Here is a 24,636-nt window from a genome sequence, read left to right as displayed (position 1 = left end):
TCCCTTCCGCGGTGCGTGGACACCACGGTGCTCGCTCCGGCGGCCCGGAACGTCAACCCGGGGGTGGAAGCCAGGTGGATCAGGGCTTGCGGGCGACGCCGCCGATCACCCGCGACTCGGACGGCGAACCGGCGAACACGGTGTGGGCGTCCGGGTGCCACGCCGGCGCGTAGACGAGCCCGGGCTCCAGCATCGGCCAGCCGCCGAAGAAGCGTCCGAACTCGGCCATCGTGCGCAGGAAACCCGGGTTGGTCGTGGTCTCGTAGTACTCGAGCAGGTCGATCAGCGCCTGCCGCTCGTCGTCGTTGACCGGGTTCTCGTTGGTCATCTGCGACAGCACCAGCAATGACCCGGGGGCGAGCTTCCGGCGGTAGAAGGCGAGCAGCCGGTCGGGGTTCTGGTCGTCCTTGATGAAGTGCATGACGGCGTTGATCACCAGCGCGACCGGCTCGCGCACGTTGATGATGTCCGAAGCGGTCACGCGGTCCCAGAGGTCGGCCGGCTGCAGGAAGTCCGCGGCGATCGCGTGGTGGCGCTGCGGGTCGGCGGTGTCGGCGAGCAGCAGCGTCGAGTGCGCGAGGGCGATCGGCTCGTTGTCGATGTAGAGCACCCGCGTGTCGAGTTCTTCGCGCGTCTCGTCGGCGACCTCGTGGACGTTGCCCGCGGTCGGCAGGCCGGAGCCGATGTCGACGAACTGCCGGATCCCGGCGCGCACGCACTCGCGCACGGCGCGGCCGAGGAACTGGCGGCTGGTCAGGCAGTAGTCGCCCATGAGCGGCAGCCGGGCGCGGACCTTCTCGGCGAACGCGCGGTCGATCGCGTAGTTCGTGTTCCCGCCGATGAAGTAGTCGTAGATCCGGGCCGCCGACGGCCGGTCGAGGCTGCTCTCGACGGCCTTGAGCGCGTCGTCGTGGTTGATCATGCAGGGGACCGAGCCTCTCGGTAGGCGTTCACCGACTCGGTCAGGCGGTCCAGCTCGGCCCGCATCCGGGCGACGCCGTCCTCGTCCAGCCCCATCGCGGTACCGATGACGTCCGGGATGCGCTCGGCCTTCTCGCGCAACGCCTTGCCGGTCTCGCTGAGGCTGACCATGACCGCGCGCTCGTCGTCGGCCTGCCGGTTCCGCTCGACCAGGCCGGCCGCGTGCAGCCGCTTGAGCAGCGGCGACAACGTCCCCGAGTCAAGGCTCAGCTCGGCGCCCAGGTCCTTCACGAGCCGGTCGTCCCGCTCCCAGAGCGCCAGCATGACCAGGTACTGGGGGTAGGTCAGGTCGAGGTCCTCCAGGACGACCCGGTAGAGCGCGGTCACCGCGCGCGACGCCGAGTACAGCCCGAAGCAGAGCTGGTCGTCCAGCCGCAGCGATGCCATGGCGTGCTCCTCTCTCGTAACTCTCCATCGTCCCGTCCTCGATGCGGCGATGCAACCTAAGTGCCCTTAATCTCATTGGACGTCATTAAGTTGTGCACAATTAAGTTGCGAGCTACCTTCAGTGCTGTCAGCTTCACCGCCCCCGAGGAGGACGACATGACCGCCAACCCGCACAACCTCGCTCTGGAACCGGCCGCGCAGGCGTTCGCCGAGGCCACCGACCAGCCGCCGTACCTGTTCCAGCTGCCGCCGGAGGAAGGGCGCAAGGCCGTCGACGGTGTCCAGGACGGCGAGGTCGCCATGGCCGACGCCGAGATCGAGGTGCTGAACGTGCCGGGTGGCCCGACCGGCGAGGTCGAGACCCGGATCGTCCGCCCCGCGGGTGTTTCCGGGCCGCTGCCGGTGATCGTCTACGTCCACGGTGCGGGCTGGGTGTTCGGCGACTTCCACACCCACCAGCGCCTGGTGCGCGAGCTGGCCGCCGGTACCGGTGCCGCCGTCGTCTTCCCGGAGTACGACCGCTCGCCGGAGGCGCGCTACCCGGTTGCCATCGAGCAGAGCTACGCCGTGGCGAAGTGGGTCGCCGAGCACGGCGCCGAGAAGGGTCTGGACACCTCGCGCATCGCCGTCGCGGGCGACTCGGTCGGCGGGAACATGACCGCGGCGCTGACGATCCTCGCCAAGCAGCGCGGCGACGTCACCTTCCTCCAGCAGGTGCTCTTCTACCCGGTCACCGACGCGAACTTCGACACCGAGTCGTACACGAAGTTCGCCGAGGGCTACTTCCTCGGCCGCGAGGGCATGAAGTGGTTCTGGGACCAGTACACGACCGACCCCGCCCAGCGCGCGGAGATCACCGCGTCCCCGCTGCGCGCGTCGCTGGAAGAGCTTTCCGGCCTGCCGCCGGCCCTGGTGATCACCGGCGAGGCCGACGTCCTCCGCGACGAGGGTGAGGCGTACGCGGCGAAGCTGCGCCAGGCCGGCGTGCCCGTCACGGCCGTGCGGTACCAGGGCACCATCCACGACTTCGTGATGGTGAACTCGATGCGCGAAACCCACGCCGCCGAAGCCGCGATCACGCAGGCGATCACGGTGCTGAAGCGCGCTTTCGCGAGGTGAATTCCTGAGAGAGCGCTGAGCGAGTCCCGCGTTGCGGCCCTATGACGGAACTCACAGGGCCGCAACGCAGGTGGTGGGTCAAACGTGCTATATACGCGAGTCCCGTCATCGGGCGCGCGTTTTGCCCGCCCTGGAAGGACCCGTCCCATGCATCTCAGCAGCATCCGGCTGGACTCGCCGGTCAACATGATCATCGTGGTCGTGCTGACGCTGCTCGCGATCGTCGCGGTGCCGTGGTTCTGGGACCGCTGGAAGCGCAAGCGCCTGTGGCGCAGCGCGACGATCCTGCTCGCGGTCGTCTTCCTGGTCGTCTCCGTCGGCATGGGGGGCAACATGATCGGCGGGTTCTTCCCGACGGTCGGCTCGCTGCTCGGCACCGGCGTCTACTCCGCGCAGGGCACCGACGCCGAGGCGTCGCAGAACGGCGAGGACCTCGAGAAGCTGCGTGACACGGCCGTGGCGCACGCCCGTGAGGGCAAGGGCACCGTCGTCCACATGAAGGTGACCGGGCGGCGCACCCAGCTCACCCGCGACGTCACCGTCTACCTGCCGCCGCAGTACTTCGACCCCACGTTCAAGGACCTCAGGTTCCCGGTGGTCGAGTGGATCCCGAACTACCCGTCCGGCCCCGAGGTCGTCACCGGCGGCTACCACCTGCCGGAGCAGCTGGACGCGGCGATCGGCAAGCGCGTGCTGGCCCCGACCGTGGTGATCGTGCCGGACCCGACGGGCGTCCCGAAGGTCGGCCACGACACCGAGTGCGTCGACGAGGTCAACGGCACCGCGAACGACACCTACCTGAGCGCGGACCTGCGGGACTGGGCGCTGCAGAAGCTCGGCGCGGCCCCGGACCGCCGCGCCTGGACGATCGCGGGCTGGTCGTCCGGCGGGTACTGCGCGATGAACCTGGTGACCCGGCACCCGCAGTGGTACGGGCAGGCGGTCAGCGTCAGCGGTTACGACAAGGCGCAGGTCGACGCCGAGACCGAGGACCTCTTCCACGGCCGGCAGGACATCAACGACGCCAACAACGTCCGGCTCAACGTCCGCCTGCACCCGTCGCCGGTGGACATCCTCGCCATCGCGGGTGACAAAGAGAGCTACGAAAGCTTTGCCATCGACCAAATCCGCCTCGCGGTGCGTCCGCCACTGCGGTTTTCGTCGTGGCGCATCCCGGACGCCGGGCACAACATGAACACCTTCAAGTCCCAGATCCCCGACATCCTCACCTGGATCGGCGCGCACAGCACGGCCCCGGCGCCGGCCGTCCGACAGGTCGAGACCACCGGCGGCGTCCAGCCGTGGCCGTTGCCGCGCTCGGGCGCGCACGGCGCGCTGGCCGACACGGCCCAGTAGGCCATTCGCCAGTCCTTTGTGGATGGTCGGGCGATTTCCGACATCGTTGTCATCGGTGCGGTGCCAGTGATCGGACGTCTGGGGGTTTTCGCCTCGTTTCGCGCACAGTGGTCGCGGGGTACCTGGGTGCGGTGACAGTCGTCACCACATGCTGGGAAGGACTGGAGTCATGGCTCACGCGAAAGGCGCACGCATCCGGGTTCGCGGCCTGCAGCCGGCGCAGGTACTGGCCGGACTGGCCGGGATCGCGTTCATCATCGTCGGCATCATCGGATTCACGAGGACCGGCATCGGGAACTTCGCCGGCCACCACGACGCCGGGTTGTGGCGGTTCTCGAGCAATCCACTGACCAGCCTCGTCCGCGTCGTGACCGGCGTGGTCGGCCTGCTGCTCGCGTTCGGTTCGGGCCGCGCCCGGACGTTCGGCTGGCTGCTGTTCATCGGTTACGGTGCCCTGTTCGTCTGGGGCCTGATGATCGACGGCCTCATCTCGAACAACCCGTTCGCCACCGCCGGCAACCCGATGGACCTCGGCCCCGCCGACACCTGGCTGCACCTCGGTGTCGCCGCGCTCGGTCTGCTGATCGCCGTTTTCCCGGCCCGCCGCACGATTCTCGTGCCTGAAGAAGACGAGGTGGTCGACGAGCCCACCGTCGTCGAGCAGCGCACCGACCGCGATCGTGTCGTCGACAACGACCACACGGAGCGCGTCCCGGTCGTCGACGGTGCCGCTGCCGACCGCTCGGTTGCCGACCGCGACCGCGTCGCCGTCGCGGACACCGAGGCGCCCCGGCGTCGCCGTCCGTTCCTGCGTCGCGACCACAACGAGCAAGGCCCGGAGGCCGCTCGTGAAGAGCGTCCGCCGGGCCTCGCGCACTAGATCAGTGGGTTCGGGTGGTCAGTAGCTGTAGCCACCCGAGTCGCTGGAGCTGCTGCTTCCCGTACCGCCGCTGCTGGCCGGAGCCTGGCTGGTGGCGGCGGTCGCGGGGTTGGTGCCGAGCTTGCAGCCGGCCGGCTCGATGACGAACCAGGTGCCGTTGACGCCCATGCCGTTCGCGTCGCCCGGCTTCAGGTCCTTCGAGAAGGTGTAGACGGGCCAGCCGCCGATGGTGACCTGCTCGGTGCCGTCCGCGCGCTTGATGCTGCCGAGCAGCTTCGAGTCGATGCCCTGCAGTTCGACCTTGCCGTTCGAGAGCACCGGCGGCCAGGTCTTCTGGCAGTCACCGTTGCAGGCGGAGGTCTTGGCCTTCTTGGTGTCCTTGGTGAACAGGTAGAGGGTCATGCCGTTCTGGTCGGTGATCGCGTCACCGAGGCCGTCGATCTTGGTGGCGCTGAGCTTGACGACACCGGCTTCGGTCGCGGCCTGCCCGGCCTTGCCACCCTTGGCGTTCGCGGCGTACCAGGCGCCACTGACGCCCTGGCCGGTCGCGTCGCCGGCCTTGGTGTCCTTGGCGTAGCGGTAGAGCGCCCACCCGCCGACGGTGATCTGCTCGGTCCCGTCGGTCCGGGTCACCTTGCCGACGAGGCTCTTGTCGACGCCCTGGACCTGAACGTCCCCGGTGGCCAGCATCGGCGGCCAGGCCTTGGCGCAGTCACCGTCGCAATTGGACTTCGGCGGCTTGGCCGTGTCCTTGTCGAACCGGTAGAGGGTCATGCCGTTCTGGTCGGTGAGCACCTGGCCCACGCTGGCGACATCGGCGACGACGAGTTTCGACTCGTTCGACGCCGGGGCTGCGTTGCCCAGCTGCTGGCCGCCGCCGGTACCACCGGCCGCCGCCGGAGCGACGACGGGCTGTGCGGTTTCGGCGCCCGAGCAAGCGGTGAGCACTGCCAGCCCGGCTGCCACAGCGGCGACGGAGACGGCGATGCGCGTGCGAAGCATGGAAGTTCTCCTTGTGTCCGTAGGGATTTCCGCCGCTCGGTGCGGCTGCCTGATACCCACTACACGGACACTCGGCGAAGGCGGTTCAAAGAATTTTCGCGGACCCTTCAGCCCAGGTCGGGGCGCTCTCCGCCGGCCGCGGTGCCGTCACCGAGAGCGCGATCGACCAGCGTGCGCGCCGCGCCGGTGTACCCGGCAGGGTCCAGCAGAGCGTCGAGCGCAGCCGGGGTCAATACGTCGGTGACCGCGGAAACCTCGTCGAGCACGTCGCGCAGCGGACGGTCTTCGTGCACCGCCCGCCGGGACGCCTCCCCGAGCAGCTCCTTGGCCTTCGCCTTGCCGAGCAGCGGCGAGAGGACGGCCGACAGCCGCTCGGAGACGATCAGCCCGTGCGTCGAGGCCAGGTTGTTCCGCATCCGGCCGGGATGAGCGGTCAACCCCCGCGTCAGCTCGACGGCCGTGTACGCGGCCCCACCGGTCAGCCGCAGACATTCCCGGACGAGCTGCCACTCGGCGTGCCAGACCCCGGCCGACCGCTCGTCCTCGGTCAGCATCGACTGCGTGACCCCCGCGGCCAGCACGGGCACCTGCAGCGCGGCCGAGCGCACCAGCGTCGCCAGCACGGGGTTGCGCTTGTGCGGCATCGCCGACGACCCACCCCGTCCCTCAGCGGCCGGCTCGGTGACCTCACCCAGCTCGGTCCGCGTGAGCGTGACGACGTCGACCGCCAGCTTGCCAAGCGCACCAGCAGCGAACGCGAGCGCGCCGACGAGGTCCACGACCGGCGTCCGCAGCGAGTGCCACGGCAGCACCGGCGCGGCCAGCCCGGTCTCCTCGGCAAAGGCAGCGGTCAACCGCTCCGCATACCCGGCGTCGACCGGCCCGGCCCCCGCAGGCCCGGCGCTTGTTGCTCCGCCCTCCGCAGGCCCGGCGCCCGCAGCCCCAATGTCGACCGGCCCGGCGCTCTCAACCTTGGGCCCAGCGTCCGCACGCGCAGTCTCACCCGGCCCAGCGTCGGCGAGGCGCGCGTACTCGATGTACGCCGCCAGCGTTCCGGCCGCACCGCCCAGGGAGACCGGCAGGCCGCCGTCCAGCACCCGGCGGACCCGCACGGCCGCGTCCAGGACCAGCTGCCGCCAGCCCGCGGCCTTGAGCCCGAACGTCGTCGGCACGGCGTGCGCCGTGAGCGTCCGGCCGGCCATGACCGTGTCCCGGTGCTCGCGCGCCAGCTCGGCCAACGCTTCGGCGGTGGCGTCGAGGTCGTCGACGAGCGGCCGCAGCGTCCGGACGGCGACCAGCATCATCGCGGTGTCGAAGATGTCCTGGCTGGTCGAGCCGCGATGCACGTACTCGGCAGCCTCGGGCGCGATCGCGCCGACGGCCGACGTCAGCGCCTTGACCAGCCCGACAACCGGGTTCGCGGTCGCCCGTGACCCCCGCGCCAGCTCGACGACATCGATCCGCGCGCTACCCGCGGCCTCGGTGATCGCGTCCGCCGCGGCCGAAGGCACCGTGCCGAGCCGGGCCTGCGCTCTCGCGAGCGCAGCTTCGGCGTCGAGCATGGCGCGCAACCAGGCCTCATCACCGGTCGAAGACTCGGCCGGGGTCCCGGCCCGCACCGGGGACAACAGCCCGGAATCAGGGTCGACGGTCATGGCCTCAGCATCGCACGCACCTGGCCTCGGCCACGGCTGAGCAGTCACCCGCCAGAGTCTGACCGCGGCCGCTCAGCCGGCGCCTGCTGAACCAAGCCTGCTGAGCCACGCCAGGCGACCTCGGCTTCGGTCACCCGATCGCGTCTGGCACCCTTTCCGACCATGACTGACGCCACGCCCGGCGAAGACACCGCCGCCGCATCCGAGGAACGGTTGTTCGCCGCCGAGCGGCTCGTCTTCTTCTCGGACGCCGTCGTGGCCATCGCCATCACCCTGCTCGCCCTCGAGCTGTCGGTGCCGGAGGGGCCCTCCGCCACCGAGCTGCTGCACTCACTCGGCGATCACAGATCCGAATACATCTCCTTCCTCATCAGTTTCGCCGTCATCGGCGGGCACTGGCGCGCGCACCACCGTCTCTTCGAGCACGTCACCAGGGTGACCGGCGGCCTGATCAGGCTCAGCTTCGTCTGGCTGCTGATGCAGGTGATCATGCCCTTCGCCACGAAGGTGCTCGGCGAAGAAGGCTCGTTCGAATTCCGCTTCGTCTTCTACGCCATCGTGCAGGTCGTCGCGATGAGCGTGTTCGCCCTGATGGTCTGGCAGATCCAGCGCCACCACCTGTACCGCGCGGACACCCCGCCGGAGCTCTTCGGCAAGACTTACCGCGGGTCCGGCGTGATGATCGCCGCCTTCGCCGTGTCGATCCCGGTCGCGTTCTTCACGAGCTGGGCTTACGCCTGCTGGATCGTCATTCCGCTCGTCTCCGGTCTCCTCCTTCGGTTCCGCAAGGACTGAAAGGACTGATTCACTCGCCCGTCACGCCGTCGACCCGTTCGCGGATCAGGTCGGCTTGTCCACAGTGGCGCGCGTACTCGCCGATCATCCGCAACATGAGCCAGCGCAGGGTGAACGGCGTGCCGGTGCTGATCCGGGTGCCGGTCGAATCCAGCGTGCTCGCCGCGACGATCGCCCGTGACCGCTCGCATTCGGCGTGCCACAAGGCAAACGCCTCCTCGACTTCCCCGTCCAGCACCGTGAACTCGAAGTCCGGGTCGTCGTCGGACGTGTAGAGGTTCGGGACGTCCTCGCCCGCGAACTGGATCCGGAACCACCACCGTTCGACGCCGGTGAGGTGCCGCAGCAGCCCGTGCAGTGACAGCGACGACGGTGATACCGAGCGCTCCGAAAGCTGCGCAGGCGTCAGGCCGGCGCACTTCAGCTCGAACGTGCGCCGGTAGTAGTCGACGGTCTCGGTCAGCGCCTGCAGCTCGCTCGCGACCTGGGTCAGCTCGGCGCGCTCACCGCTGAGCCGCGGCCCGTAGACGATGTGTTCGGTCATGCGCGGAGCGTGTCACAGGGGTACGACAATTTCGGTTCGCGGCGCCGCCCGGTGACCGGGCAACGGGCGATAACCCCAGTTCAGACACGGTTTGGCGGACCCGGTAACGAATCTTCGGGAGCGGCGATCTGATCTTCGTCACCTGCTGCGCAGCACCAGTCCCCACCGGTCGGAGCGGCACCCTCGGTTCGGAAACAGGAGAACGAACTATGAAGCGAACCGGTCGAAGAGCCGCCGTTCTGGCCGCCCTCACCGCCGCGGTCCTCATGGCGGCGCCCGCTGTCGCGTCCGCGGCCCCGCCCGCCAGCGACCTCGACGTCAGCGACACCACCCTCGGCGCCGGCGACACGTTCACGGTCACCGAGCAGCTCTACAACCCGACGGACTTCACGATCACCGGAGCGAAGGCCGCGGTCTACGCCAAGGAATCGCCGATCGTCGACCTGGTCGACCTCGTGTCGTGCACCGGCTCGATCGTGCCGTGCGCGCAGTACCTGAGCAGCTTCCGCGGCGGGGTCGGCGACCTTGCCCCCGGCGACAGCGCGACGGTGACGTTCACCTTCCGCGTCAAGGAAGACGCCATCGGCGGCCAGTACACGCTGCAGCACCAGTTCGCGGGCGACAACTACGCGTTCGGTGTCGAGGACGGCCCGGCCGTCACGATCACGGCGGCGCAGAAGGCCGACGTCAAGGTCGCGCTGGCGGCCACCCCGCGCATCGGCGTGTTCGCCCGGGTCGACTACGTGGTCACGGTGTCGAACACCGGCCCGGCCTCGGCGACCGGCGTCCGCGTGACGGTCAACCCGGGTTCGAACCGCACGGTCACCTCGACGACCGGCTGCACCAAGTCCGGCGCGACGCTGAGCTGCACGGTCGGCACCCTGGCCGCGGGCGCTTCGGCGACGGCGAAGTTCACGTCCGAGGGCGGCATCCTCGCCTGGGGCGCGTTCACGACCACCGCCCAGCGCGCGGCGAGCACCCCGGCCGACCCGAACGCCGCGAACGACGCGGCGTCGAAGAAGTGCACGGCGTACACAGGTCTTTACGTGACGTGCTGATCCGTCCATAAGGGAGCGTCAGAGCGCGAAGTCCGCCGTGCGGCCCCGAAGCCGCACGGCGGACGCGGTCTCTTCGGCGCTCTGCTCCGAGGTGTCGAGCACGTACTGCTCGAGCTCACCCAAGGCGGCGAACGCCCCGTGCATCCCCTTGATGGGCTCGATCTCGGTGAGTTCCCGGCCTTCGCGAGCGGTCCCGCGGGCGAGCGTCACCTCGAGACTCGGCCGCAGTACGACGTAGAACAGGTCCAGGCCGTCCCGCTTCGCGGCGTCGCGGAACGGCTGCAGCGCCCAGGGCCCGACGATGCCGTCGAGCACCACGTCGTAACCCCCGCGGGCGTACCCGCACGCGGCTTCCGCGAGCACCCCCAGCACGACCTCGTTCTGCTGAGCGGCCGCGGGCAGGTACGGCGGCACGAAGCCGGTCCGGATCCAGACGTAGAAGCTGTCGGTGTGCAGGTGAACGGTCGGCCGCGCCGCCCCTTCGGCGACCGACCGGGCGACGGTGGACTTCCCAGCCCCGGGCGGCCCGGTGAGGATCAGCAGCGAACCGGTTTCGTCAGGCATGGACGTCATCATGGGCAGGCCGGCCGGGGCAAGACCAGTCTTGACCTTCACAGCGGGCTGATCCACCCGCGGACGGCCGCCGGCCGGGTCCCGGCTAAGCTGAGCACACGGGCCGTTAGCTCAATTGGTAGAGCTGCGGACTTTTAATCCGTAGGTTCTGGGTTCGAGCCCCAGGCGGCCCACTCAAACTCCCTGGTCAGCGGACGACCAGTCAAGATCGGCTCCCCGGGTTGTCCCCGGGTTGGGCGCTGATGGGTTATCTGGACGACTGAGGTACCGCATCCGAGTGCCCGGCGGCTGTGTCGCGGGTCACCGGCTCGGAAAGTCAGAGGTGGGCTGTGACGGGCCGGGTTGGCCTTCAGGTGCGTGGCGGCCGAGTTCCATGGCTACCTTGGTCAGCAAGCCTGGCGAGCGTCGCGTTCGGCCGGGCGGAGGTTAAGCAGCCTCTTGTATGGCTCGCCGAAGTCCACGTTTGCGCTGTGGCCTTTCTGTGCAGCGTCCTTCTCAAGATCTATTAATCCCGCAGCAGAGACGATGTCTCTCCACGTTCGCCACGGAGTGCAAGAAACAACGGCGCCGCCTGACCTGGACGACGTCGCCGTTGCCAACCTCGACAAGGTCAAGGACCGGCGGCGGCCCTCGCCCTATGTCGAACCCTTCGATCGGGTATTTCCCGACTGCGAACAGCTGCCCTGCCGAGCGCGGATCGAATTCCAGTTGCGGGAGCTAGACCGGTGATGCGCGCCTTGATGCGCCGCAAGCGCAAGTCTGACCAGGCCAGGGACGAAGCCGAGGACGGCGGCCGGGCGGTTGTCGTCGAGGAAGGCATCTCGGCATTGGTGTTCGCCCATGCCGCGCTTTGACCTCACTCCGGTTGACGTCGTTCTTGGGTGTGACGATCAGGCCGAGCAGCAGGCTGTCGAACCAGTCAAAGACTGTGCCGTACTTCGCGAACACCGATCGGTGCCTCGTCGATCACCATCAATTCAAAGTAGTTCAGGCTGTTGTCAGCCGCGGAACGTGTTGATCTGTTGCCAAATGGTGTCGTGTGGTGCGTCGTGGTCATCGAGGTTGCCGAGGGCCTCGACTGCTGCGATCACGGTTGAAGCGTGGCGGCGTTGATCGGGGTGCTGCTGCCAGTACGTCTGCGGGGTCTTCAGCGCGGCTGTGAGCAGGTCGCCGGGGTAGAAGTCGCCTTCGGCGAGTGGGTTCTGCTCGAGGTGGGTCAGCGCGATGGGGACCAGCACGTCGAGGCTCTCTTGCTGGAGCAGCAGGACGCGGAGGTCTTCGGTGTCCATGTCGCCGACCGGTTTGTGCCGGAGTTCGTAGACGGTCTTGATCAGCCGGGTCGCGTCGGCTGGTGGGTTGCCCCAGCGGCGGTCTTCGATCTGCTCGAGGGTCAGCGATTCGTCGACGTCAGGACTGGTCCCCATGGCTCCTCGTGTCAACTGTTGGTGCTTCTTGCTATCCGCGTGGTACCCACTGCTCACTGTAGTCGAGCAGCCGGCTTGCCTCGGATAGCTCGGCCTCGACGGCAGGGCGATCTTCAGGCGACAGTCGCGAGTCGCTGAGCTGGCGTTTCAGCCGGTTGATCTGGTTCGAGAGGCCGTTTTGAGCCTCTCTGACTTCTGTGACGTGGTCCCAAGGTGTGCCGTCACCCTTGCGGGCGACGACTTCGCCGTTCAGTTCGCGGCGGGCTCCGTCGAGGTCCTTGTCGGTCAGGTGTTCCTTGAGCCGGTCCGTCTTGGTGGGCTTGGTCGGGTTGGAACGCGGCTTGACGGGTTCGACGTGGTCGTCGGTAGCGGCGTGACGGGCGAGGTCGCCGACGGCGCCGACGGTCATCGTTCCGCCGACGGCGATGCCGGCTGCGGATACGACGTTGAGGGGCACGCCGGCGATGGCGCCGACGCCGGTGGCGTCGAGTGCGATGCCCGCGCCTTCGCCTGCCGAGCTGATCGCGGTCAGCGCCATCCCGCCGACCGCGGCAGCGGTGTCGACGGGGTGGTTGAGCATGGCGTTGCCGAACGAGGCGAGGCTGTTCGCGGCGTGGGTGCCGAGGTCGGCGAGGAAGTTGCCGGCGTCGTCGAGCCAGCTGGACTCTTGTGGTGCTACGTCCGCTTCGGTGTCGAGCATGCCGGCGATGGAGTTTCCAGCCTCGGTCAGCTGTGCCCGGGCGCGGTTCAGAGTCTCGCGGGCGGCTTGCCGCCCGGCTTCACCGGGATCGGTGAACGGTGGTGGAGGCTGGTTGTTGGCCTGCGCTTCGGCTGCGCTGGCGTCATGCCGGGTTTTGGCCTGTTGGGTGGCGGCTTGAGCGTTGTTCCATTGGGCGACGGCTTCGCCAGCTTGGGTCTGGGCCCAGCGGAGCGTGCGCGCGTAGTCGGTCAGCAGTGACCCGCCCCGGTGCAGGGCGTCGGCGGCATCGAACCACTTGTTCGGTTCGTAGCTGAACTTGTCGTGGAACGCGCGGGCGGCGGGACCTTCCCAGGCTCCGGTGTCGATGGCTTTGAGCCCGTCGGCGGCTTGACCGGCGAGGTTGCCGCGGGCGTTGAGTACGCGGGCGTTCTCCTCGATCGCCTCGGGCTTGCCTGGGACGAGGGCTGTTGGGTCGGTGGTGTCTCCGAGTTCAGCCATCGTCCACTGGCCCCTGGCCCGGGTCGGTGGTGAGCGAGCCGGCAGCGGCGGAGTCCGTAGCTCGGTACGCGGCGGCTGCCTTAGTGAGGACGTCGCCGATTGCGTCGGCGTCGTCGGTCAAGACGTCGAGTCCGTCACTCCAGCGGACACAAAAGTTCATCAGCGAGTTGTGGATGCCGTCGTGGCCGTACAGGCCGGTGTCGCCACACAGGTCGCGCAGTTCGAAGCTTGACTGGTCGGTCACGCTTCGCTTGATGCCGTTCGCGGCTTCCTCGACTTTGCCGACGTCGACGTGGAACCCAGGACCGTCCACTACTGAAACCAACCCCTCGAACACGTTCAGTGCTCACCGAGTGTGGAGGAATCGATCGCCGATGACAAGCGGCGGGCTCGTCGTGAGCACAGCTGGACGAACGGAGCCCAGAGTTGCTGAAAGCTCACGTTACGGTGAACTCTGCAGGCCTAAAATTGCTGGTAGAAGCCGCTGGCAATGCGATCGCGAGCTGATTGCCGCGGCGTCGGGAGCAGGCTTTATCCGTAGGCTCCGGGTTCGAGCCCCAGGCGGCCCACTCGAACTCCCTGCTCGGCGGCTGTCCCGTCGCCAGTAGGCACGGTTGCGTGGGAGGCTTCGCGCGTGGACCGGAACCGATGGACGGCCGACTGGCCTGCTCAGCTGACTTCGAGGCAGCGGGGGTGGTGACGTGGACCAGACCCGGATGCTCCTCGTTCTCCGGCACGCCAAATCCGCCTGGCCCGACGGCGTCGACGATCACGAACGTCCCCTCGGGCCGCGAGGACTCAAAGACGCTCCCAAGGCCGGTCGCTGGCTGAGGGAAAACGGCTACCTGCCCGAGCGCGTGCGCTGCTCCACCGCCCGCCGGGCGCGGGAGACCTGGCAGCTCGTCTCCGGGGAGTTCGAAGAGCAGCCGCCGGTCGAGTACGACGGGGAACTCTACGGTGGTGACTACCTGGACATCGCGCGTCGGACGCCGGACGACGTCACGAGGCTTGCGCTCGTCGGGCATGAGCCCAGTGTCAGTGAGGTGACCTTCCAGCTTGCCGGAAGAACGGCGATCGACGCGTTCCCGACCGGTGCCGTCGCGGTATTCGAAATGACGGGAAGCTGGGCCCGGCTCGACCGGGCCCAGCTGACCGCTTTCTTCCGTCCTCGGGATTTCTAAACGCCGGCGACGCTGGAAATCCAGCTGCGGTAACGCGTGATGTTCGTGTACGCCGTGTTGTTCGACCGGTCGCTCGTCGACGCGACGCCGACCTGGCGGCCCGAGGCGAACATCGGGCCGCCCGAGTCGCCGCCTGCCGTGATGCCGTTGACGCGGTTCGCGCACACCGCGACGCCGCCCGTGTAGTCGCTGCAGCCGATCGAGTTCACCCGGACCGTCGCGACCTTCAGGTACCGCGACTGGCAGTTGATCTCGGAGCCGCACCGGCTGGTCGCGCCCCAGCCGTAGACCGAGACGTTCTGGCCGACCGCGACGTCGCCGACGCTGCCCAGCGGCGAGTACGTCGCGCTCACCGACGTCGTCAGCCGGACGATCGCCAGGTCGGCGGGGCCGTTGTAGCGGGTGATCGTGGAACCGGTTGCCGTCGTGCCGCCGCTGGTCTGGTCCAGGCTGCCGATCCGGAACGTGTACGTGCCGGGGCTGCTGACGCAGTGCTTCGCGGTCAGGATGTACTGCGGCGCGATGATCGTCGCGGTGCAGTTCTGCTGGCCGTTCACGAACAGCCGCGCCGCCCAGGGACCGCTCGAGGCGTTGCTGCCGCCGATGATCGACGTCTCGGCCGTCGCGGGGCCGGCGAGGCCGACCACCGCCAACGCCGTACTCGCGGCCAGCAGGACGAATTTGCCGAAGCGTACTTTCACGCTCACTCCTTATGGGTGCGACGGGGACAGCCGCACGGAAAAAGCCGGTGGGGACCGAACGTGAGGATTGTCCGTTTACTAGGCGAATTTCCGGAACCGACGAAAGTCGTCCGGCGAACCCTCATTTATTGCCGGGAGGTGGGCTACCTACTGTTCCCGTGCTCAACCCATGGGTGGAGATCCCGGATCAATCCCGGGCTTGAGGACTCCGGCGTCGCGCCGCCCTAGCGTCCTTCACACGGGGATCCGGAGGGGGAGTCATGACGGCAAGGAGTGAACGCGTCGCGTTGGGGGCCGTGCTGGTCGTCGCCGCGACGCTCTGGTGCTGGGCGCTGGGCAGCCGGACGCTGCAGCCCTACTACGCCGCTGCTGTGCATTCGATGTCCCGGGACGTCGAGGCGTTCTTCTTCGCGGGCTTCGACCCGGCCGGGTTCGTCTCGGTCGACAAACCGCCGCTCGCGTTCTGGACGCAGACGCTCGGCGTGACCGTGTTCGGCTTCCACCCCTGGGCGATCGCCCTGGTCCAGGCCGTCGAGGGCGTCGCCGCGGTGTTCGTGCTGCACCGGGTCGTCCGCCGCTGGGCCGGCCCGGGGACGGCGTTGCTCGCCGCGGCGCTGTTCGCGCTGACGCCGATCACCGCGGCGATCAACCGGGACAACGTGCCCGACACGCTGCTCGTGCTCCTCCTGCTGCTCGCCGCGTACTGCGTCACGCGAGCGGTCGAAGGGAGCGGGACGCGCTGGCTGGTGTGGGCCGGCGTGTTCGTCGGCCTCGGCTTCCTGACGAAGATGCTCGCCGCGTGGATCGTGCTGCCAGGGCTCGCGCTGGCATACTTCTTCGGCGCGCGGGAACGCCGGCTTCCCAGGCTCGCCCTGGCCGGCGTGGTGACGCTGGTCGTGTCGCTGTCCTGGCCGGTCGTCGTGAGCCTGTGGCCGGGCGCGAAGCCGTTCGTCGGGAGCACCACGGACGGCTCGGTGTGGCAGCTGGCCTTCGGCTACAACGGCGTGACGCGGCTGGTCGGCGGCGCGACCGGCGTCGGCGGTGGGTACGGCGCCACGGTCGGCGCGGCCCTCGGCGGCGGTCCGGGGCCGCTGCGGCTGTTCGACGCCGAGGTCGGCGGGCAGATCGCGTGGCTGCTGCCGCTCGCGCTCGGGTCGCTGGTCGTCGCCGCGTGCCGGGCCCGCGGTGCCGCGCCCGAGACCAAGGCGGGCTGGGCGCTGTGGGGCGGCTGGCTGGTCGTCGGCGCCGCGGTGTTCTCGTTCACCGGCGGCATCTTCCACGGTTACTACACCGCCGAGCTCGCGCCGGCGATCGCCGCGCTTTCGGCGGCCGGCCTGGTCACGGCGTGGCGGTGGCGCAGCGCCTGGTTCGTGTTGCCCGCCGCGGTACTGGCGACCGCCGCGCTCGCGTTCGTCATCCTGGACCGGACGCCCGAATGGCTGCCGTGGCTGCGGTACACCGTCGTCGCGCTGGCGCTGCTCACGGTCGTCGCGGCCCTGCTGCGGTCCCGGGTGGTGCCGATCGTGACGGGCCTGGCCACGATCCTCGCCGGTCCGCTGGCCTACGTCGTCGAGACCGCGGTGCGACCGGTCAGTGTGCTGGAGTCCGCCGACCCGAGCGCCGGGCCGCCGTCGACGTCGGCGATGAGCAGCGTCGTCGGTGCCAAGACGGGCGAAGGTGGCGAAGCCGCGTACATCCGCTTCATGAACAGCGCGTACGAGCTGAGTCCCGGACAGCGCGAAGTGCTCGCGTACGCGAAGGGGAGCACGCTCGCCGTCGAGGGCGGGACGTACGGCGCTGACCCTTTCCTGCTGAACACGGACGCGCACGTGGCGCCGCTCGGCGGTTACCTCGGCTTCGATCCGGTGCCCGCCGCCGCGGACTTGCCGGGCTGGGTGGCGGCCGGGAAGCTGCGGTACGTGCTGCTTCCGCAGGTGTACCTCGAGATCGGCCGCAGCGGCGGGACGGGACGTGGTGCCGACGTCGCCGGAGACGCGGCCGAGCTGAGCCGGCGGATCGGCTGGGAGGCGAAGCAGTGCCGTCCGGTGCCGCCGGCCCGGATCGGGCCGGACGCCGCCACGGCCGGGGTGCTCCTCGACTGCGCGGTCAGGCGGTGACGCGCGCCGGGGCGGTCTTGCGCAGCCAGTACAGGCCGATGACCGGCAGGACCAGCGGGATGAAGAGGTAGCCCTCGCCGTAGACCGACCAGACGGTCGGGTGCCGGAACGCGGCCGCGTCGACGATGCTCAGCGTGCCGATGGTCAGCACACCCAGCAGCTCGATCGAGCAGGCCGTCAGGGCCACGCGCCACCAGCCGTCGCCGCGGCGGGCCAGCGCGATCGTCGCGACGATGTACACGACCGCGGCGAACGCCGAGAGGATGTACGCGAGCGGCGCTTCGTGGAACTTCGTGCTGATCTGGACGCCGGCCCGCGACGTCGCGGCCAGCGCGAAGATCGCGTACACGGCGACGAGCACCCGTCCGGGGCCGGTGGCCGTCCTACGCTGTTGCTCCACTCCACACCTCGTTCAGTCGCAGCACCATCACGGGGATGGCCAGGCAGGCGATGCCGAGCACGACCGTGCTCGACCGGCTCCGCTCGGCCAGCGCCCAGGCGGCGCCGGCGGGCAGCACGACCAGGCAGCCGATCAGGTAGGCGAGGAACGTCGCCAGGCTGCCGGGGCGCTCGCCGCCGGCGAGCAGCACGATCCCGATCACCAGCTGGACGACCAGCAGCACCTCGATGACCGCGAGCGCGATCAGGAGCGGGTTGTCCGGTTCCCGGTTGCGGGCCGCCTGGACGAAGCTCCAGAGCGCGACGAGCGTGGCAGCCACGGCGACCGTCACGGCGAATCCGAAGATCACCCGTTCCTCCTTCCGGTCCGCCGGCGTCAACTTACCCCGGGGTACCGGACGGCCCGTCGGCCGTGTGGGGCGGGCGTGGCGGGGGCCACGCGAGGTGATCCACAGTGGACCGGACGGCCAACCTGACCTCGCACTATCGGGAAAATTGATCACGAGGTGCCCTTGATGGCATTCTGCCAATTCGGTGGTTTATTCCGGCGGGGTCTTGTTCGGACCTGCAGGAATGGCGTAAAAACCTTCGTGTTACACCCCGACAGGGTGGTTGGTTGCCGCGTGGAAATCACGCTGGGTTCGGCTACCGCCTGGTAAGTGCCTCTTTTGCCTACCTCGGATAGCCCAGTTGAACCCCCGGGTTGGCGGATTGGCGTGGACCCGTCCGGCATGGGGGAATATTCCTCGTCCCGGGCCGCGCTGCACCGGGGAACGCACAGAGGGGTTATCTCGATGGACCTGCGCTACGAAGCATTTTGCTTCGCCGATCCGTTGTTCTACGACGAACAACAGGAAATCGGTGCGTCGGTCGGCGAGTTCGCGACGGCGCTGCCGGCGCCGGACGCCGGCTGGGTCACCGCCCAGCGTGGCGTGTGGCGCGTGCTGCACCCCGAAGGCCGCGAATTACCCGGTCAGGGCTGGAAAATCCACGTCTCCGCCGGTCTGGACAACGCTCGCCGGGTGCTCGTGCAGGTGCACGAGTACTGTCTCGAGTACCGCGTCGCCTACAAGCACCTGCGCTCGGCGCTGATCCTGCTCGCCCGGAACTCGAAATACGCCCCCCGTGACGGCAGTGGGAAACTGATCACGATTTATCCGGCGAATGAAGACGAGCTGAAGCGCGTCCTGGACGATCTGTCGGTGCGCCTCGAAGGCGAGCACGGGGCCTATATCCTGAGCGACTTGCGTTATGGGGACGGTCCCCTGTATGTGCGCTACGGCGGATTCGCCGAGCAGTGGGTCGAACACGACGGCAACCGCGTCCTGGCGATCCGCAAGCCGGACGGCAGGCTCGTTCCCGACAAACGGGAACCGACGTTCTCCGTGCCCGACTGGGTGAAGATCCCGCCCTGTTTGCAGAGCAGTATCGCTGCGCGTAAGGCCGGCGACCCGGCTCAGTTCCCCTACCGGGTGACGAGCTCGCTGCACTTCTCCAACGGCGGCGGCGTCTACCTCGCCGACCCGAAAGCGGGCGGTGACCAGGTCGTCCTCAAGGAGGCGCGGCCGCACGCCGGCCTGGACCGGGCACAGATCGACGCCGTCGAGCGGTTGCGCCGTGAACACAGCGTGCTCGACCGGCTGACCGGCGTCCCCGGGGTGCCCCGCGCCATCGAGACCTTCACCGTCTGGGAACACCACTACCTCGCCATGGAGTACATGCCCGGCACGTCGCTCGGCAACTGGCTGGCCCGCAACTACCCGCTGACCAGGCGCGACACCACCGAAGCCGACCTCACCGCATACGCCGAACGAGCGCTGGCCGTGCTGGCGAAGGTCGAGGAGACGATCGAGGCGATCCACGCCCGCGGCTTCGTCTTCGGTGACCTCCACGCGCTGAACATCCTGATCGACGAAGACGACGAGAGCCGGGTTTCGCTGATCGACTTCGAGATGGCCGCGGACGTCGAGTCCGGCGAGCGGCCCGCGCTCGGCGCCCCGGGCTTCCGCGCGCCGGCCGACCGGGTCGGTTTCGAGATCGACGAGCACGCCCTGGCGGCGCTGCGGCTGTGGATCTTCCTGCCGCTGTCCGCGCTGCTGGAGCTGGCGCCGGCGAAGCTGCGCGGCATCGCCGACTTCGTCGAACGCCGCTTCGGCCTGCCCGAGGGGTACGCCGACGCCGCAGTCTCGGTGCTGGCTCCGCGTGCGAAGTCCACGGAGCCGGCACCGGTCCACACCGAGCTCGACCAGGAGAAACCGGACTGGCCGCTGGTCCGCAAGCAGATCGCCGAGGCGATCCTCGCGAGCGCGACACCGGAGCGTCAGGACCGGCTGTTCCCCGGCGACATCGAGCAGTTCCGGGTCGGCGGCGCCTGCTTCGGCGTCGGTGCCGCGGGCGTGCTGCACGCCCTCGACGTCACCGGCGTCGGGCGGTTCCCCGAGCACGAGCGCTGGCTGATCGACTCGGTCCGCCGTGACCCGCCGACCCGGCCCGGTTTCTACGACGGCAGTTACGGCATCGCCTACGTGCTGGAGAACCTCGGGCACCACGACGAGGCGAGCCGGCTGCTGGCATCGTCCGCGCGGCTGGTCGAGCAGACCACCGACCACGCGCTCGAAGGCGGGCTCGCTGGTATCGGCCTGACGCAGCTGCACTTCGCCGCGGCTCGGCAGGACAACGAGTTCGGCAGGCAGGCGCTGACCACCGCGGTCCGGCTGGCCGAGGCGCTCGAAACCGCCGCGCCACCCGGGAAGTTCGCCCGCGCGGGCCTGCTGTCCGGCTGGTCCGGCCCGGCGCTGCTGTTCATCCGGCTGTTCGAGCGCACCGGTGAGCCCGCGTGGCTGGCGTTCGCCGACCAGGCGCTCAGCCGGGACCTCGAAGAATGCGTGCTCGCCGACGACGCGTCACTGCAGGTCCGAGACGGCGCCACGCGGACGCTCCCGTACGCCGGCATCGGCAGCGCGGGGATCCTCGTGGTCGCCGAGCAGCTGGCGCGGCACCAGCCCGAAGCCGCCGCCTGCGAGAGCCTGCCCGAGCTGCGCCAGTCGTGCCGCGGCGAGTTCGTGATCCACCCCGGCCTGCTCTACGGCCGGCTGGGGCTCGCGGTCGCGCTCGGCATGGGTGCGGCACCCGAACAGCGCGTCCGCGACGCGATCGACCTGCACCTGGCCCGGCTGGCCTGGTACGCGGTGCCGTTCCGCGGCGGGCTCGCCTTCCCCGGCAACCAGCTGCTGCGGTTGTCGATGGACGTCACCACCGGCGGCGCGGGGATCCTCCTCGCGCTCGCCGCTCTCCTGGACGGCAAGGAGGTGCTGCCCTTCCTGGGCGGCACGCCGTCCCCCCACACCTCCGGTCGCTGAGGACCGGCGGAATCGAAGTACAACCGAAAGGATGTTCCATGGAACTCGTTCTGGAGCTGCAGGCCCTGGAGACCCCGGACGCGCTCGCCGGCAACGGTGGCGGTCACGGTGGCGGCGGCGGCGCGCCGTCGAACCTGAGCCTGCTGGCCTCCTGCACCAACAGCACGCTCTCGCTGCTGACCTGCCACTGACCTGGCAGATCGCACGCAAGTAGTGCCTAGGTGAACAGTGCGGGAGCGGCACAGGCCAAGTGCGCCGCTCCCGCACGTTCATTCTGGCCCCGGAACCGCCTTCGCGGTACCTCGTCCGAAGGAGTGAGATGCGCGGCTCCGCCGATCGGCTGCTGGCCCGGGTGGCCGGCCTCGATCGACCGAGACTCGCCGCCATCGTCGTCACGGCCCTGGTCGCCACCGCGGCCGGGCTGCTCCTGCCCAGTGCGCTCGCGGCCGCGGTGGACGCCGTGGTCGCGGGCCGCCCCAGCGGTCCCGAGGTCTCCTGGCTGCTGATCGTCGGCGGCGCGGAGATCGCCGCCGACGTCGTCGGCGGCATCCTGACCACCCGCGTGACCGCGACCGCGTCCGCGTGGCTGCGCCGCACGCTCTCGGACAAGCTCTTCACACTCGGCACCCGCTCGAAGATCGCCGAGGGCGACGCGATCAGCCGGCTCACCGGCGACTGTGTCGGCGCGGGTGGCATCGTCACGATCGTCGTCCAGTGCGGTTCGATGCTGGTCATCTCGTCCGGCGCCGTGGTGCTGCTGGCGTTGCTGGACTGGCGGCTCGCGCTCGTGTTCCTCGGCAGCATCCCGTTCGGACTGCTGCTCGCCCGCAGCCACCTGAAGCACACGACCGACGATGTCCTTGCCTACCAACAGGTTTCCGGTGAGCTGGCGGCCCGGATGGTCGACGCCGTCGCCGGCCTCCGCACGATCGCCGCGTCCGGCACCGCCGACCGCGAAGCCGAACGAGTGCTGCGCCCGCTGCCGAAGCTGACCCTCGCCGGCATGGGCATCTGGCGCACGCAGGCCCGCATGGTCTGGCGCGCGGGCCTGCTCACCCCGGCGGTCGAGCTGGCCGTGCTGGCCACGGCCGGCTTCGGCGTGCTCGCCGGCCGGCTCAGCGTCGGCGACGTCGTCGCGGTGCTCGGCTACGTCGCGCTCGCCCTCGGTCTCGTCACCCAGATCCCGCTGCTCACCATGCTGTCGCGGGCGCGCGGCTGCGCCGAACGGCTCGTCGAGGTCCTCGACGAGCCCGTACCCACGCCCGGCAAGCTCCCGCTGCGGCCCGGCGCCGGCCGGCTGGACCTGCGCCGGGTTGGCGTCACGGGCGCCCTGGCCGAAGTCGACCTGACCATCCGCGGCGGGACGTGCGTCGCGATCGTCGGCCGTTCGGGCGCCGGGAAGTCCGTGCTCGCCGGGGTGCTCGGCGGGCTGGTCACGCCCGACGAGGGGAACGTCCTGCTCGACGGACGTCCCCTTTCCCGGATCCGCCGCGAGGAGCTGCGCGCGGTGGTCGGCTACGCGTTCGAACGCCCCGCGCTGCTCGGCGCGACGGTCGCCGACGCCGTCGGTTACGGCACGTGGGCCGGCGAGTCCGCGATCCGCGGCGCCTGCCGGACCGCGCAGGTCGACGAAGTCGTCGTCCGCCTGCCCGACGGCTACCGCACCCCGCTGGCCGAAACGCCGTTGTCAGGCGGCGAAGCCCAGCGCCTCGGGCTGGCCCGCGCCATCGTGCACCACCCGCGCGTGCTGATCTTCGACGACGCGACGGCCAGCCTCGACACGGTCACCGAGGCCGCGGTCGAGCGCGACCTGGCCGCCGCGCTGCCCGGCCGGACACGCGTCGTCGTGACCCACCGGGCCGGCACCGCCGCCCGCGCCGACCTCGTGGTCTGGCTGGAGGAGGGCCGGATCCGCGCGGTCGCCCCGCACGCGTCCCTCTGGCAGGAGCCGGGGTACCGCGGCGTCTTCACGGAGGACGACGAGTGAGCCTGCGCCGGTTGTACTGGTCCGCGCTCACCGGGCAGTGGCGTGGTGGCGTCGTGCTGCTCGTGTGTTCGGTGCTCGAAGGGCTCCCTGCTTTCTTTTCGGGACGGCTGGTCGAGCTGTCCGTGGACCGTGGTTTCGCCGTCGGCGACCCGGGCACCGGGCTCGGCTGGCTGGCGCTGTTCGGCCTGGCCGCGGTCCTGGGCGCGTTCGGCTCGCGGATGGTCTGGCACCAGCTCGGCAAGGTCGTCGAACCGCTGCGCGACGCGCTCGTGACGGCCGTCGTGCGTGGCGTCCTGCACGACGAGTCCCCGCCGCGCAACCAGCCCGACTCGAGCGGGGTCGCCCGGATCACCCAGCACGTCGAGGTCGTTCGCGACGCGACGGCCGGGTTGCTGGTGCAGGCCCGCGCCATGCTGGTGACGACGGCCTCGGCCCTGGCCGGGTTGATGACTGTCGCCGGCGCGCTGGTGCTCCCGGTCGCGGTGCCGGTGGTCGCCTCCCTGGTCGTGTTCGGTTGTCTCCTTCCTTCGCTGGCGCGCCGCCAGCGCGCGCTGGCCCTGGCCGACGAGCACACGGCCGCGACGGCCGGCGCGTCCCTGGCCGGGATGCGCGACGTCGTGGCCTGCGGCGCCGAGCCGATCGCCGCGCTGGCGGTGTACGACGCCGTCGACGCCCAGGCCGCGGCCGCCGTGCGGGTCGCGCGGTCGAGTGCCCTCCGGTCGCTGGTGATCTCGCTCGGCGGGTTCGTGCCGCTGCTGCTCGCCCTGTCGCTCGCCCCAGGCTTGGTGGCCAGTGGTGCGCTGACCGCGGGCGCGGCGCTGGGCGCGCTGGTCTACCTGGCCACGACGATGCAACCCGCGTTGCGCGGCCTCGCAGCCACGGCCGGCACCGTGGTGCTGCGCCTGCTGGTCGCGCTCCGCCGTCTGTCGGAGACGGCCGAGCTGCCCGACAAGCAGGACGGCACGGCGACCCCGTGCGGCACCGACGTCCGGGTCTGCGCCCTGACGTTCGGCTGGGGCGCGACGGCCGAACCCGTGGTCCGTCGTCTGGACCTGGGGCTTCGCCGGGGGGAGCACCTCGCCGTGGTCGGCCCGAGCGGAATCGGCAAGTCGACACTGGCCGGCTTGCTGACCGGCATGCTCACGCCGCAGGAAGGCCGGGTGCTGCTCGGCGGTGTCCCGGTCCGGGACGTGCCCGCCGCGCTGCGCCACGAGCTTGTCGCGCTGATCCCGCAGGAGGCGTACGTCTTCGCGGGAACGGTCCGCGACAACGTCGCCCTGTTCGCCCCTTCAGCCTCGGACGACGCGCTCACCGCCGCCGCCGCGGCAGTGGGCGCGGGCGCACTGCTGCATCGGCTGGGCGGTCTCGACGCCGAGATCGGCCACGGTGGCGAAGGCGTCTCCGCGGGCGAAGCGCAGTTGCTCGCGCTGGCCAGGGTGTACGCCGGTTCGGCGCGGTTCGTGATCCTCGATGAAGCCACCTCCCATCTCGACCCGGTGTCGGAAGCCCGCGCGGAGCGGGCCTTCGCCGCGCGGGGTGGTGTGCTGGTGGTGATCGCGCACCGGCTGTCGTCCGCGCTGCGCGCGGACCGTGTCCTGGTCATGGACGGCCGCGAGACCGCGGTGGGCCGTCACGCCGACCTGCTGGTGAGGTCGCACCGCTACGCGGAACTGATGCAGGCCTGGGCGGCGCCGGTGGCTGGGGGAGCAGCCACTGATGACGCCCGGCCGGCGGTGACGGCCGGGGTTGGCGGGACAACTGCAGTCGCAGGGACCGCCGCGACTGCCGGGGCAATCGGTACGGACTCTGCGGCTGCAGGTGCCGGTGGTTCGGCCGGCGTGGTCGGTACAGCAGTTGGCACCGGTGGCGACGCGGGTGGCTTCGCCGGTGGTGCCGCGGATGCCGCCGCAGCCGGCTTCA

Annotated in this window: 25 protein-coding genes and 1 tRNA gene; 14 read left to right on the top strand and 12 right to left on the bottom strand. The window is 70.0% G+C overall.

All coding sequences use genetic code 11. The features are described 5' to 3' along the window. Positions 1 to 79 precede the first annotated feature (79 nt). Both ACIOD2_RS19400 and ACIOD2_RS19395 read right to left on the bottom strand, forming a co-directional pair. Positions 80 to 922 carry an SAM-dependent methyltransferase gene (locus tag ACIOD2_RS19400; protein ID WP_400539660.1) on the bottom strand — a complete coding sequence of 281 codons (843 nt, stop codon included), beginning with the start codon at positions 920 to 922 and terminating at the stop codon, positions 80 to 82. Then, positions 919 to 1,368, bottom strand: a complete 450-nt coding sequence (locus ACIOD2_RS19395) for a MarR family winged helix-turn-helix transcriptional regulator (RefSeq protein WP_400539658.1) — start codon at positions 1,366 to 1,368, stop codon at positions 919 to 921. Before ACIOD2_RS19395 ends, ACIOD2_RS19400 begins: the two co-directional genes overlap by 4 nt. Before the next feature lie 156 nt (positions 1,369 to 1,524). Here ACIOD2_RS19395 and ACIOD2_RS19390 point away from each other — a divergent pair, with 156 nt between their 5' ends. From ACIOD2_RS19390 to ACIOD2_RS19380, 3 genes are all read left to right on the top strand, one after another. After that, complete coding sequence (locus ACIOD2_RS19390) at positions 1,525 to 2,487, top strand: alpha/beta hydrolase (protein ID WP_400539655.1); 963 nt, start codon at positions 1,525 to 1,527, stop codon at positions 2,485 to 2,487. A gap of 147 nt (positions 2,488 to 2,634) precedes the next feature. After that, complete coding sequence (locus tag ACIOD2_RS19385) at positions 2,635 to 3,843, top strand: alpha/beta hydrolase-fold protein (RefSeq protein ID WP_400539652.1); 1,209 nt, start codon at positions 2,635 to 2,637, stop codon at positions 3,841 to 3,843. Between the two features lie 169 nt (positions 3,844 to 4,012). Next, the gene (locus ACIOD2_RS19380; RefSeq protein WP_400539650.1) at positions 4,013 to 4,723 is read left to right on the top strand and encodes a DUF4383 domain-containing protein; all 711 of its coding nucleotides are present in this window, start codon (positions 4,013 to 4,015) and stop codon (positions 4,721 to 4,723) included. A gap of 18 nt (positions 4,724 to 4,741) precedes the next feature. Here the strand turns inward: ACIOD2_RS19380 and ACIOD2_RS19375 are convergent, their stop codons facing one another. Together ACIOD2_RS19375 and ACIOD2_RS19370 are read right to left on the bottom strand one after the other, a co-directional pair. Then, positions 4,742 to 5,725 carry an SCO0930 family lipoprotein gene (locus tag ACIOD2_RS19375; RefSeq protein WP_400539647.1) on the bottom strand — a complete coding sequence of 328 codons (984 nt, stop codon included), beginning with the start codon at positions 5,723 to 5,725 and terminating at the stop codon, positions 4,742 to 4,744. 107 nt (positions 5,726 to 5,832) lie between these two features. Continuing rightward, entirely contained in the window at positions 5,833 to 7,380 is a 1,548-nt protein-coding gene (locus ACIOD2_RS19370; protein ID WP_400539644.1) for a lyase family protein, read from the bottom strand. Positions 7,381 to 7,542: 162 nt separating this feature from the next. Here ACIOD2_RS19370 and ACIOD2_RS19365 point away from each other — a divergent pair, with 162 nt between their 5' ends. Continuing rightward, positions 7,543 to 8,175 carry a TMEM175 family protein gene (locus ACIOD2_RS19365; protein WP_400539641.1) on the top strand — a complete coding sequence of 211 codons (633 nt, stop codon included), beginning with the start codon at positions 7,543 to 7,545 and terminating at the stop codon, positions 8,173 to 8,175. Between the two features lie 10 nt (positions 8,176 to 8,185). Here the strand turns inward: ACIOD2_RS19365 and ACIOD2_RS19360 are convergent, their stop codons facing one another. Continuing rightward, positions 8,186 to 8,719 (bottom strand): DinB family protein, encoded by a 534-nt coding sequence (locus tag ACIOD2_RS19360; RefSeq protein ID WP_400539638.1) that lies wholly within the window; start codon positions 8,717 to 8,719, stop codon positions 8,186 to 8,188. A 209-nt stretch (positions 8,720 to 8,928) separates the two neighbouring features. Here ACIOD2_RS19360 and ACIOD2_RS19355 point away from each other — a divergent pair, with 209 nt between their 5' ends. Beyond that, entirely contained in the window at positions 8,929 to 9,777 is an 849-nt protein-coding gene (locus tag ACIOD2_RS19355; RefSeq protein ID WP_400539635.1) for a hypothetical protein, read from the top strand. 18 nt (positions 9,778 to 9,795) lie between these two features. On the opposite strand, the gene ACIOD2_RS19350 is transcribed toward ACIOD2_RS19355, so the two are convergent. Continuing rightward, positions 9,796 to 10,341: an AAA family ATPase gene (locus ACIOD2_RS19350; RefSeq protein ID WP_400539632.1), complete on the bottom strand. Its 546-nt coding sequence runs from the start codon at positions 10,339 to 10,341 to the stop codon at positions 9,796 to 9,798. Positions 10,342 to 10,450: 109 nt separating this feature from the next. On the opposite strand from ACIOD2_RS19350, the gene ACIOD2_RS19345 reads away from it, so the two are divergent. From ACIOD2_RS19345 to ACIOD2_RS19335, 3 genes are all read left to right on the top strand, one after another. Continuing rightward, a tRNA-Lys gene (locus tag ACIOD2_RS19345) sits at positions 10,451 to 10,523 on the top strand. Positions 10,524 to 10,875: 352 nt separating this feature from the next. Next, positions 10,876 to 11,079 (top strand): hypothetical protein, encoded by a 204-nt coding sequence (locus tag ACIOD2_RS19340; protein ID WP_400539629.1) that lies wholly within the window; start codon positions 10,876 to 10,878, stop codon positions 11,077 to 11,079. Further along, positions 11,079 to 11,204, top strand: coding sequence for a hypothetical protein (locus ACIOD2_RS19335; protein ID WP_400540411.1), 126 nt, complete (start codon positions 11,079 to 11,081; stop codon positions 11,202 to 11,204). Before ACIOD2_RS19340 ends, ACIOD2_RS19335 begins: the two co-directional genes overlap by 1 nt. A gap of 144 nt (positions 11,205 to 11,348) precedes the next feature. Here the strand turns inward: ACIOD2_RS19335 and ACIOD2_RS19330 are convergent, their stop codons facing one another. From ACIOD2_RS19330 to ACIOD2_RS19320, 3 genes are read right to left on the bottom strand one after another with little or no spacing between them, the layout of a single operon-like run. Continuing rightward, complete coding sequence (locus ACIOD2_RS19330; RefSeq protein ID WP_400539626.1) at positions 11,349 to 11,774, bottom strand: contact-dependent growth inhibition system immunity protein; 426 nt, start codon at positions 11,772 to 11,774, stop codon at positions 11,349 to 11,351. 31 nt (positions 11,775 to 11,805) lie between these two features. Beyond that, a complete protein-coding gene (locus ACIOD2_RS19325) occupies positions 11,806 to 12,972 on the bottom strand; it encodes a putative T7SS-secreted protein (RefSeq protein WP_400539623.1) in 1,167 nt (388 codons plus the stop codon). Continuing rightward, entirely contained in the window at positions 12,965 to 13,309 is a 345-nt protein-coding gene (locus ACIOD2_RS19320) for a WXG100 family type VII secretion target (RefSeq protein ID WP_400539620.1), read from the bottom strand. Before ACIOD2_RS19320 ends, ACIOD2_RS19325 begins: the two co-directional genes overlap by 8 nt. Before the next feature lie 364 nt (positions 13,310 to 13,673). On the opposite strand from ACIOD2_RS19320, the gene ACIOD2_RS19315 reads away from it, so the two are divergent. Next, complete coding sequence (locus ACIOD2_RS19315) at positions 13,674 to 14,153, top strand: SixA phosphatase family protein (protein ID WP_400539617.1); 480 nt, start codon at positions 13,674 to 13,676, stop codon at positions 14,151 to 14,153. On the opposite strand, the gene ACIOD2_RS19310 is transcribed toward ACIOD2_RS19315, so the two are convergent. Continuing rightward, entirely contained in the window at positions 14,150 to 14,854 is a 705-nt protein-coding gene (locus ACIOD2_RS19310) for a S1 family peptidase (protein ID WP_400539614.1), read from the bottom strand. The genes ACIOD2_RS19315 and ACIOD2_RS19310 overlap by 4 nt on opposite strands. A 260-nt stretch (positions 14,855 to 15,114) precedes the next feature. On the opposite strand from ACIOD2_RS19310, the gene ACIOD2_RS19305 reads away from it, so the two are divergent. Beyond that, positions 15,115 to 16,971, top strand: coding sequence for an ArnT family glycosyltransferase (locus ACIOD2_RS19305; RefSeq protein ID WP_400539611.1), 1,857 nt, complete (start codon positions 15,115 to 15,117; stop codon positions 16,969 to 16,971). Here ACIOD2_RS19305 and ACIOD2_RS19300 read toward each other — a convergent pair. Then, complete coding sequence (locus ACIOD2_RS19300; protein WP_323329724.1) at positions 16,961 to 17,332, bottom strand: hypothetical protein; 372 nt, start codon at positions 17,330 to 17,332, stop codon at positions 16,961 to 16,963. The two genes, ACIOD2_RS19305 and ACIOD2_RS19300, sit on opposite strands and share 11 nt — an antisense overlap. 22 nt (positions 17,333 to 17,354) lie before the next feature. Beyond that, positions 17,355 to 17,720 carry a hypothetical protein gene (locus ACIOD2_RS19295; RefSeq protein WP_323329136.1) on the bottom strand — a complete coding sequence of 122 codons (366 nt, stop codon included), beginning with the start codon at positions 17,718 to 17,720 and terminating at the stop codon, positions 17,355 to 17,357. 444 nt (positions 17,721 to 18,164) lie between these two features. On the opposite strand from ACIOD2_RS19295, the gene lanKC reads away from it, so the two are divergent. From lanKC to ACIOD2_RS19275, 4 genes are all read left to right on the top strand, one after another. Further along, positions 18,165 to 20,729 (top strand): class III lanthionine synthetase LanKC, encoded by a 2,565-nt coding sequence (lanKC, locus tag ACIOD2_RS19290; protein ID WP_400539607.1) that lies wholly within the window; start codon positions 18,165 to 18,167, stop codon positions 20,727 to 20,729. A 38-nt stretch (positions 20,730 to 20,767) separates the two neighbouring features. Next, positions 20,768 to 20,920: a SapB/AmfS family lanthipeptide gene (locus ACIOD2_RS19285; RefSeq protein WP_400539604.1), complete on the top strand. Its 153-nt coding sequence runs from the start codon at positions 20,768 to 20,770 to the stop codon at positions 20,918 to 20,920. A gap of 128 nt (positions 20,921 to 21,048) precedes the next feature. Further along, positions 21,049 to 22,716, top strand: coding sequence for an ABC transporter ATP-binding protein (locus ACIOD2_RS19280; RefSeq protein WP_400539602.1), 1,668 nt, complete (start codon positions 21,049 to 21,051; stop codon positions 22,714 to 22,716). Next, on the top strand, positions 22,713 to 24,636 hold a 1,924-nt coding region (locus tag ACIOD2_RS19275; RefSeq protein ID WP_400539599.1), incomplete at its 3' end, for an ATP-binding cassette domain-containing protein. The genes ACIOD2_RS19280 and ACIOD2_RS19275, both read left to right, overlap by 4 nt.

This window comes from Amycolatopsis sp. NPDC088138 (assembly GCF_044741685.1).
GTDB lineage: Bacteria > Actinomycetota > Actinomycetes > Mycobacteriales > Pseudonocardiaceae > Amycolatopsis.
Note: the sequence above shows the minus strand (reverse complement) of the source record. Positions and strands in the feature narration are given on the sequence as shown.

Bases quoted from the DNA above. Each gene is read 5' to 3' on its own strand.
- ACIOD2_RS19400 (WP_400539660.1), bottom strand. From the start codon at position 922: ATGATCAACCACGACGACGCGCTCAAGGCCGTCGAGAGCAGCCTCGAC.
- ACIOD2_RS19395 (WP_400539658.1), bottom strand. From the start codon at position 1,368: ATGGCATCGCTGCGGCTGGACGACCAGCTCTGCTTCGGGCTGTACTCG.
- ACIOD2_RS19390 (WP_400539655.1), top strand. From the start codon at position 1,525: ATGACCGCCAACCCGCACAACCTCGCTCTGGAACCGGCCGCGCAGGCG.
- ACIOD2_RS19385 (WP_400539652.1), top strand. From the start codon at position 2,635: ATGCATCTCAGCAGCATCCGGCTGGACTCGCCGGTCAACATGATCATC.
- ACIOD2_RS19380 (WP_400539650.1), top strand. From the start codon at position 4,013: ATGGCTCACGCGAAAGGCGCACGCATCCGGGTTCGCGGCCTGCAGCCG.
- ACIOD2_RS19375 (WP_400539647.1), bottom strand. From the start codon at position 5,725: ATGCTTCGCACGCGCATCGCCGTCTCCGTCGCCGCTGTGGCAGCCGGG.
- ACIOD2_RS19370 (WP_400539644.1), bottom strand. From the start codon at position 7,380: ATGACCGTCGACCCTGATTCCGGGCTGTTGTCCCCGGTGCGGGCCGGG.
- ACIOD2_RS19365 (WP_400539641.1), top strand. From the start codon at position 7,543: ATGACTGACGCCACGCCCGGCGAAGACACCGCCGCCGCATCCGAGGAA.
- ACIOD2_RS19360 (WP_400539638.1), bottom strand. From the start codon at position 8,719: ATGACCGAACACATCGTCTACGGGCCGCGGCTCAGCGGTGAGCGCGCC.
- ACIOD2_RS19355 (WP_400539635.1), top strand. From the start codon at position 8,929: ATGAAGCGAACCGGTCGAAGAGCCGCCGTTCTGGCCGCCCTCACCGCC.
- ACIOD2_RS19350 (WP_400539632.1), bottom strand. From the start codon at position 10,341: ATGCCTGACGAAACCGGTTCGCTGCTGATCCTCACCGGGCCGCCCGGG.
- ACIOD2_RS19340 (WP_400539629.1), top strand. From the start codon at position 10,876: ATGTCTCTCCACGTTCGCCACGGAGTGCAAGAAACAACGGCGCCGCCT.
- ACIOD2_RS19335 (WP_400540411.1), top strand. From the start codon at position 11,079: ATGCGCGCCTTGATGCGCCGCAAGCGCAAGTCTGACCAGGCCAGGGAC.
- ACIOD2_RS19330 (WP_400539626.1), bottom strand. From the start codon at position 11,774: ATGGGGACCAGTCCTGACGTCGACGAATCGCTGACCCTCGAGCAGATC.
- ACIOD2_RS19325 (WP_400539623.1), bottom strand. From the start codon at position 12,972: ATGGCTGAACTCGGAGACACCACCGACCCAACAGCCCTCGTCCCAGGC.
- ACIOD2_RS19305 (WP_400539611.1), top strand. From the start codon at position 15,115: ATGACGGCAAGGAGTGAACGCGTCGCGTTGGGGGCCGTGCTGGTCGTC.
- lanKC (WP_400539607.1), top strand. From the start codon at position 18,165: ATGGACCTGCGCTACGAAGCATTTTGCTTCGCCGATCCGTTGTTCTAC.
- ACIOD2_RS19285 (WP_400539604.1), top strand. From the start codon at position 20,768: ATGGAACTCGTTCTGGAGCTGCAGGCCCTGGAGACCCCGGACGCGCTC.
- ACIOD2_RS19280 (WP_400539602.1), top strand. From the start codon at position 21,049: ATGCGCGGCTCCGCCGATCGGCTGCTGGCCCGGGTGGCCGGCCTCGAT.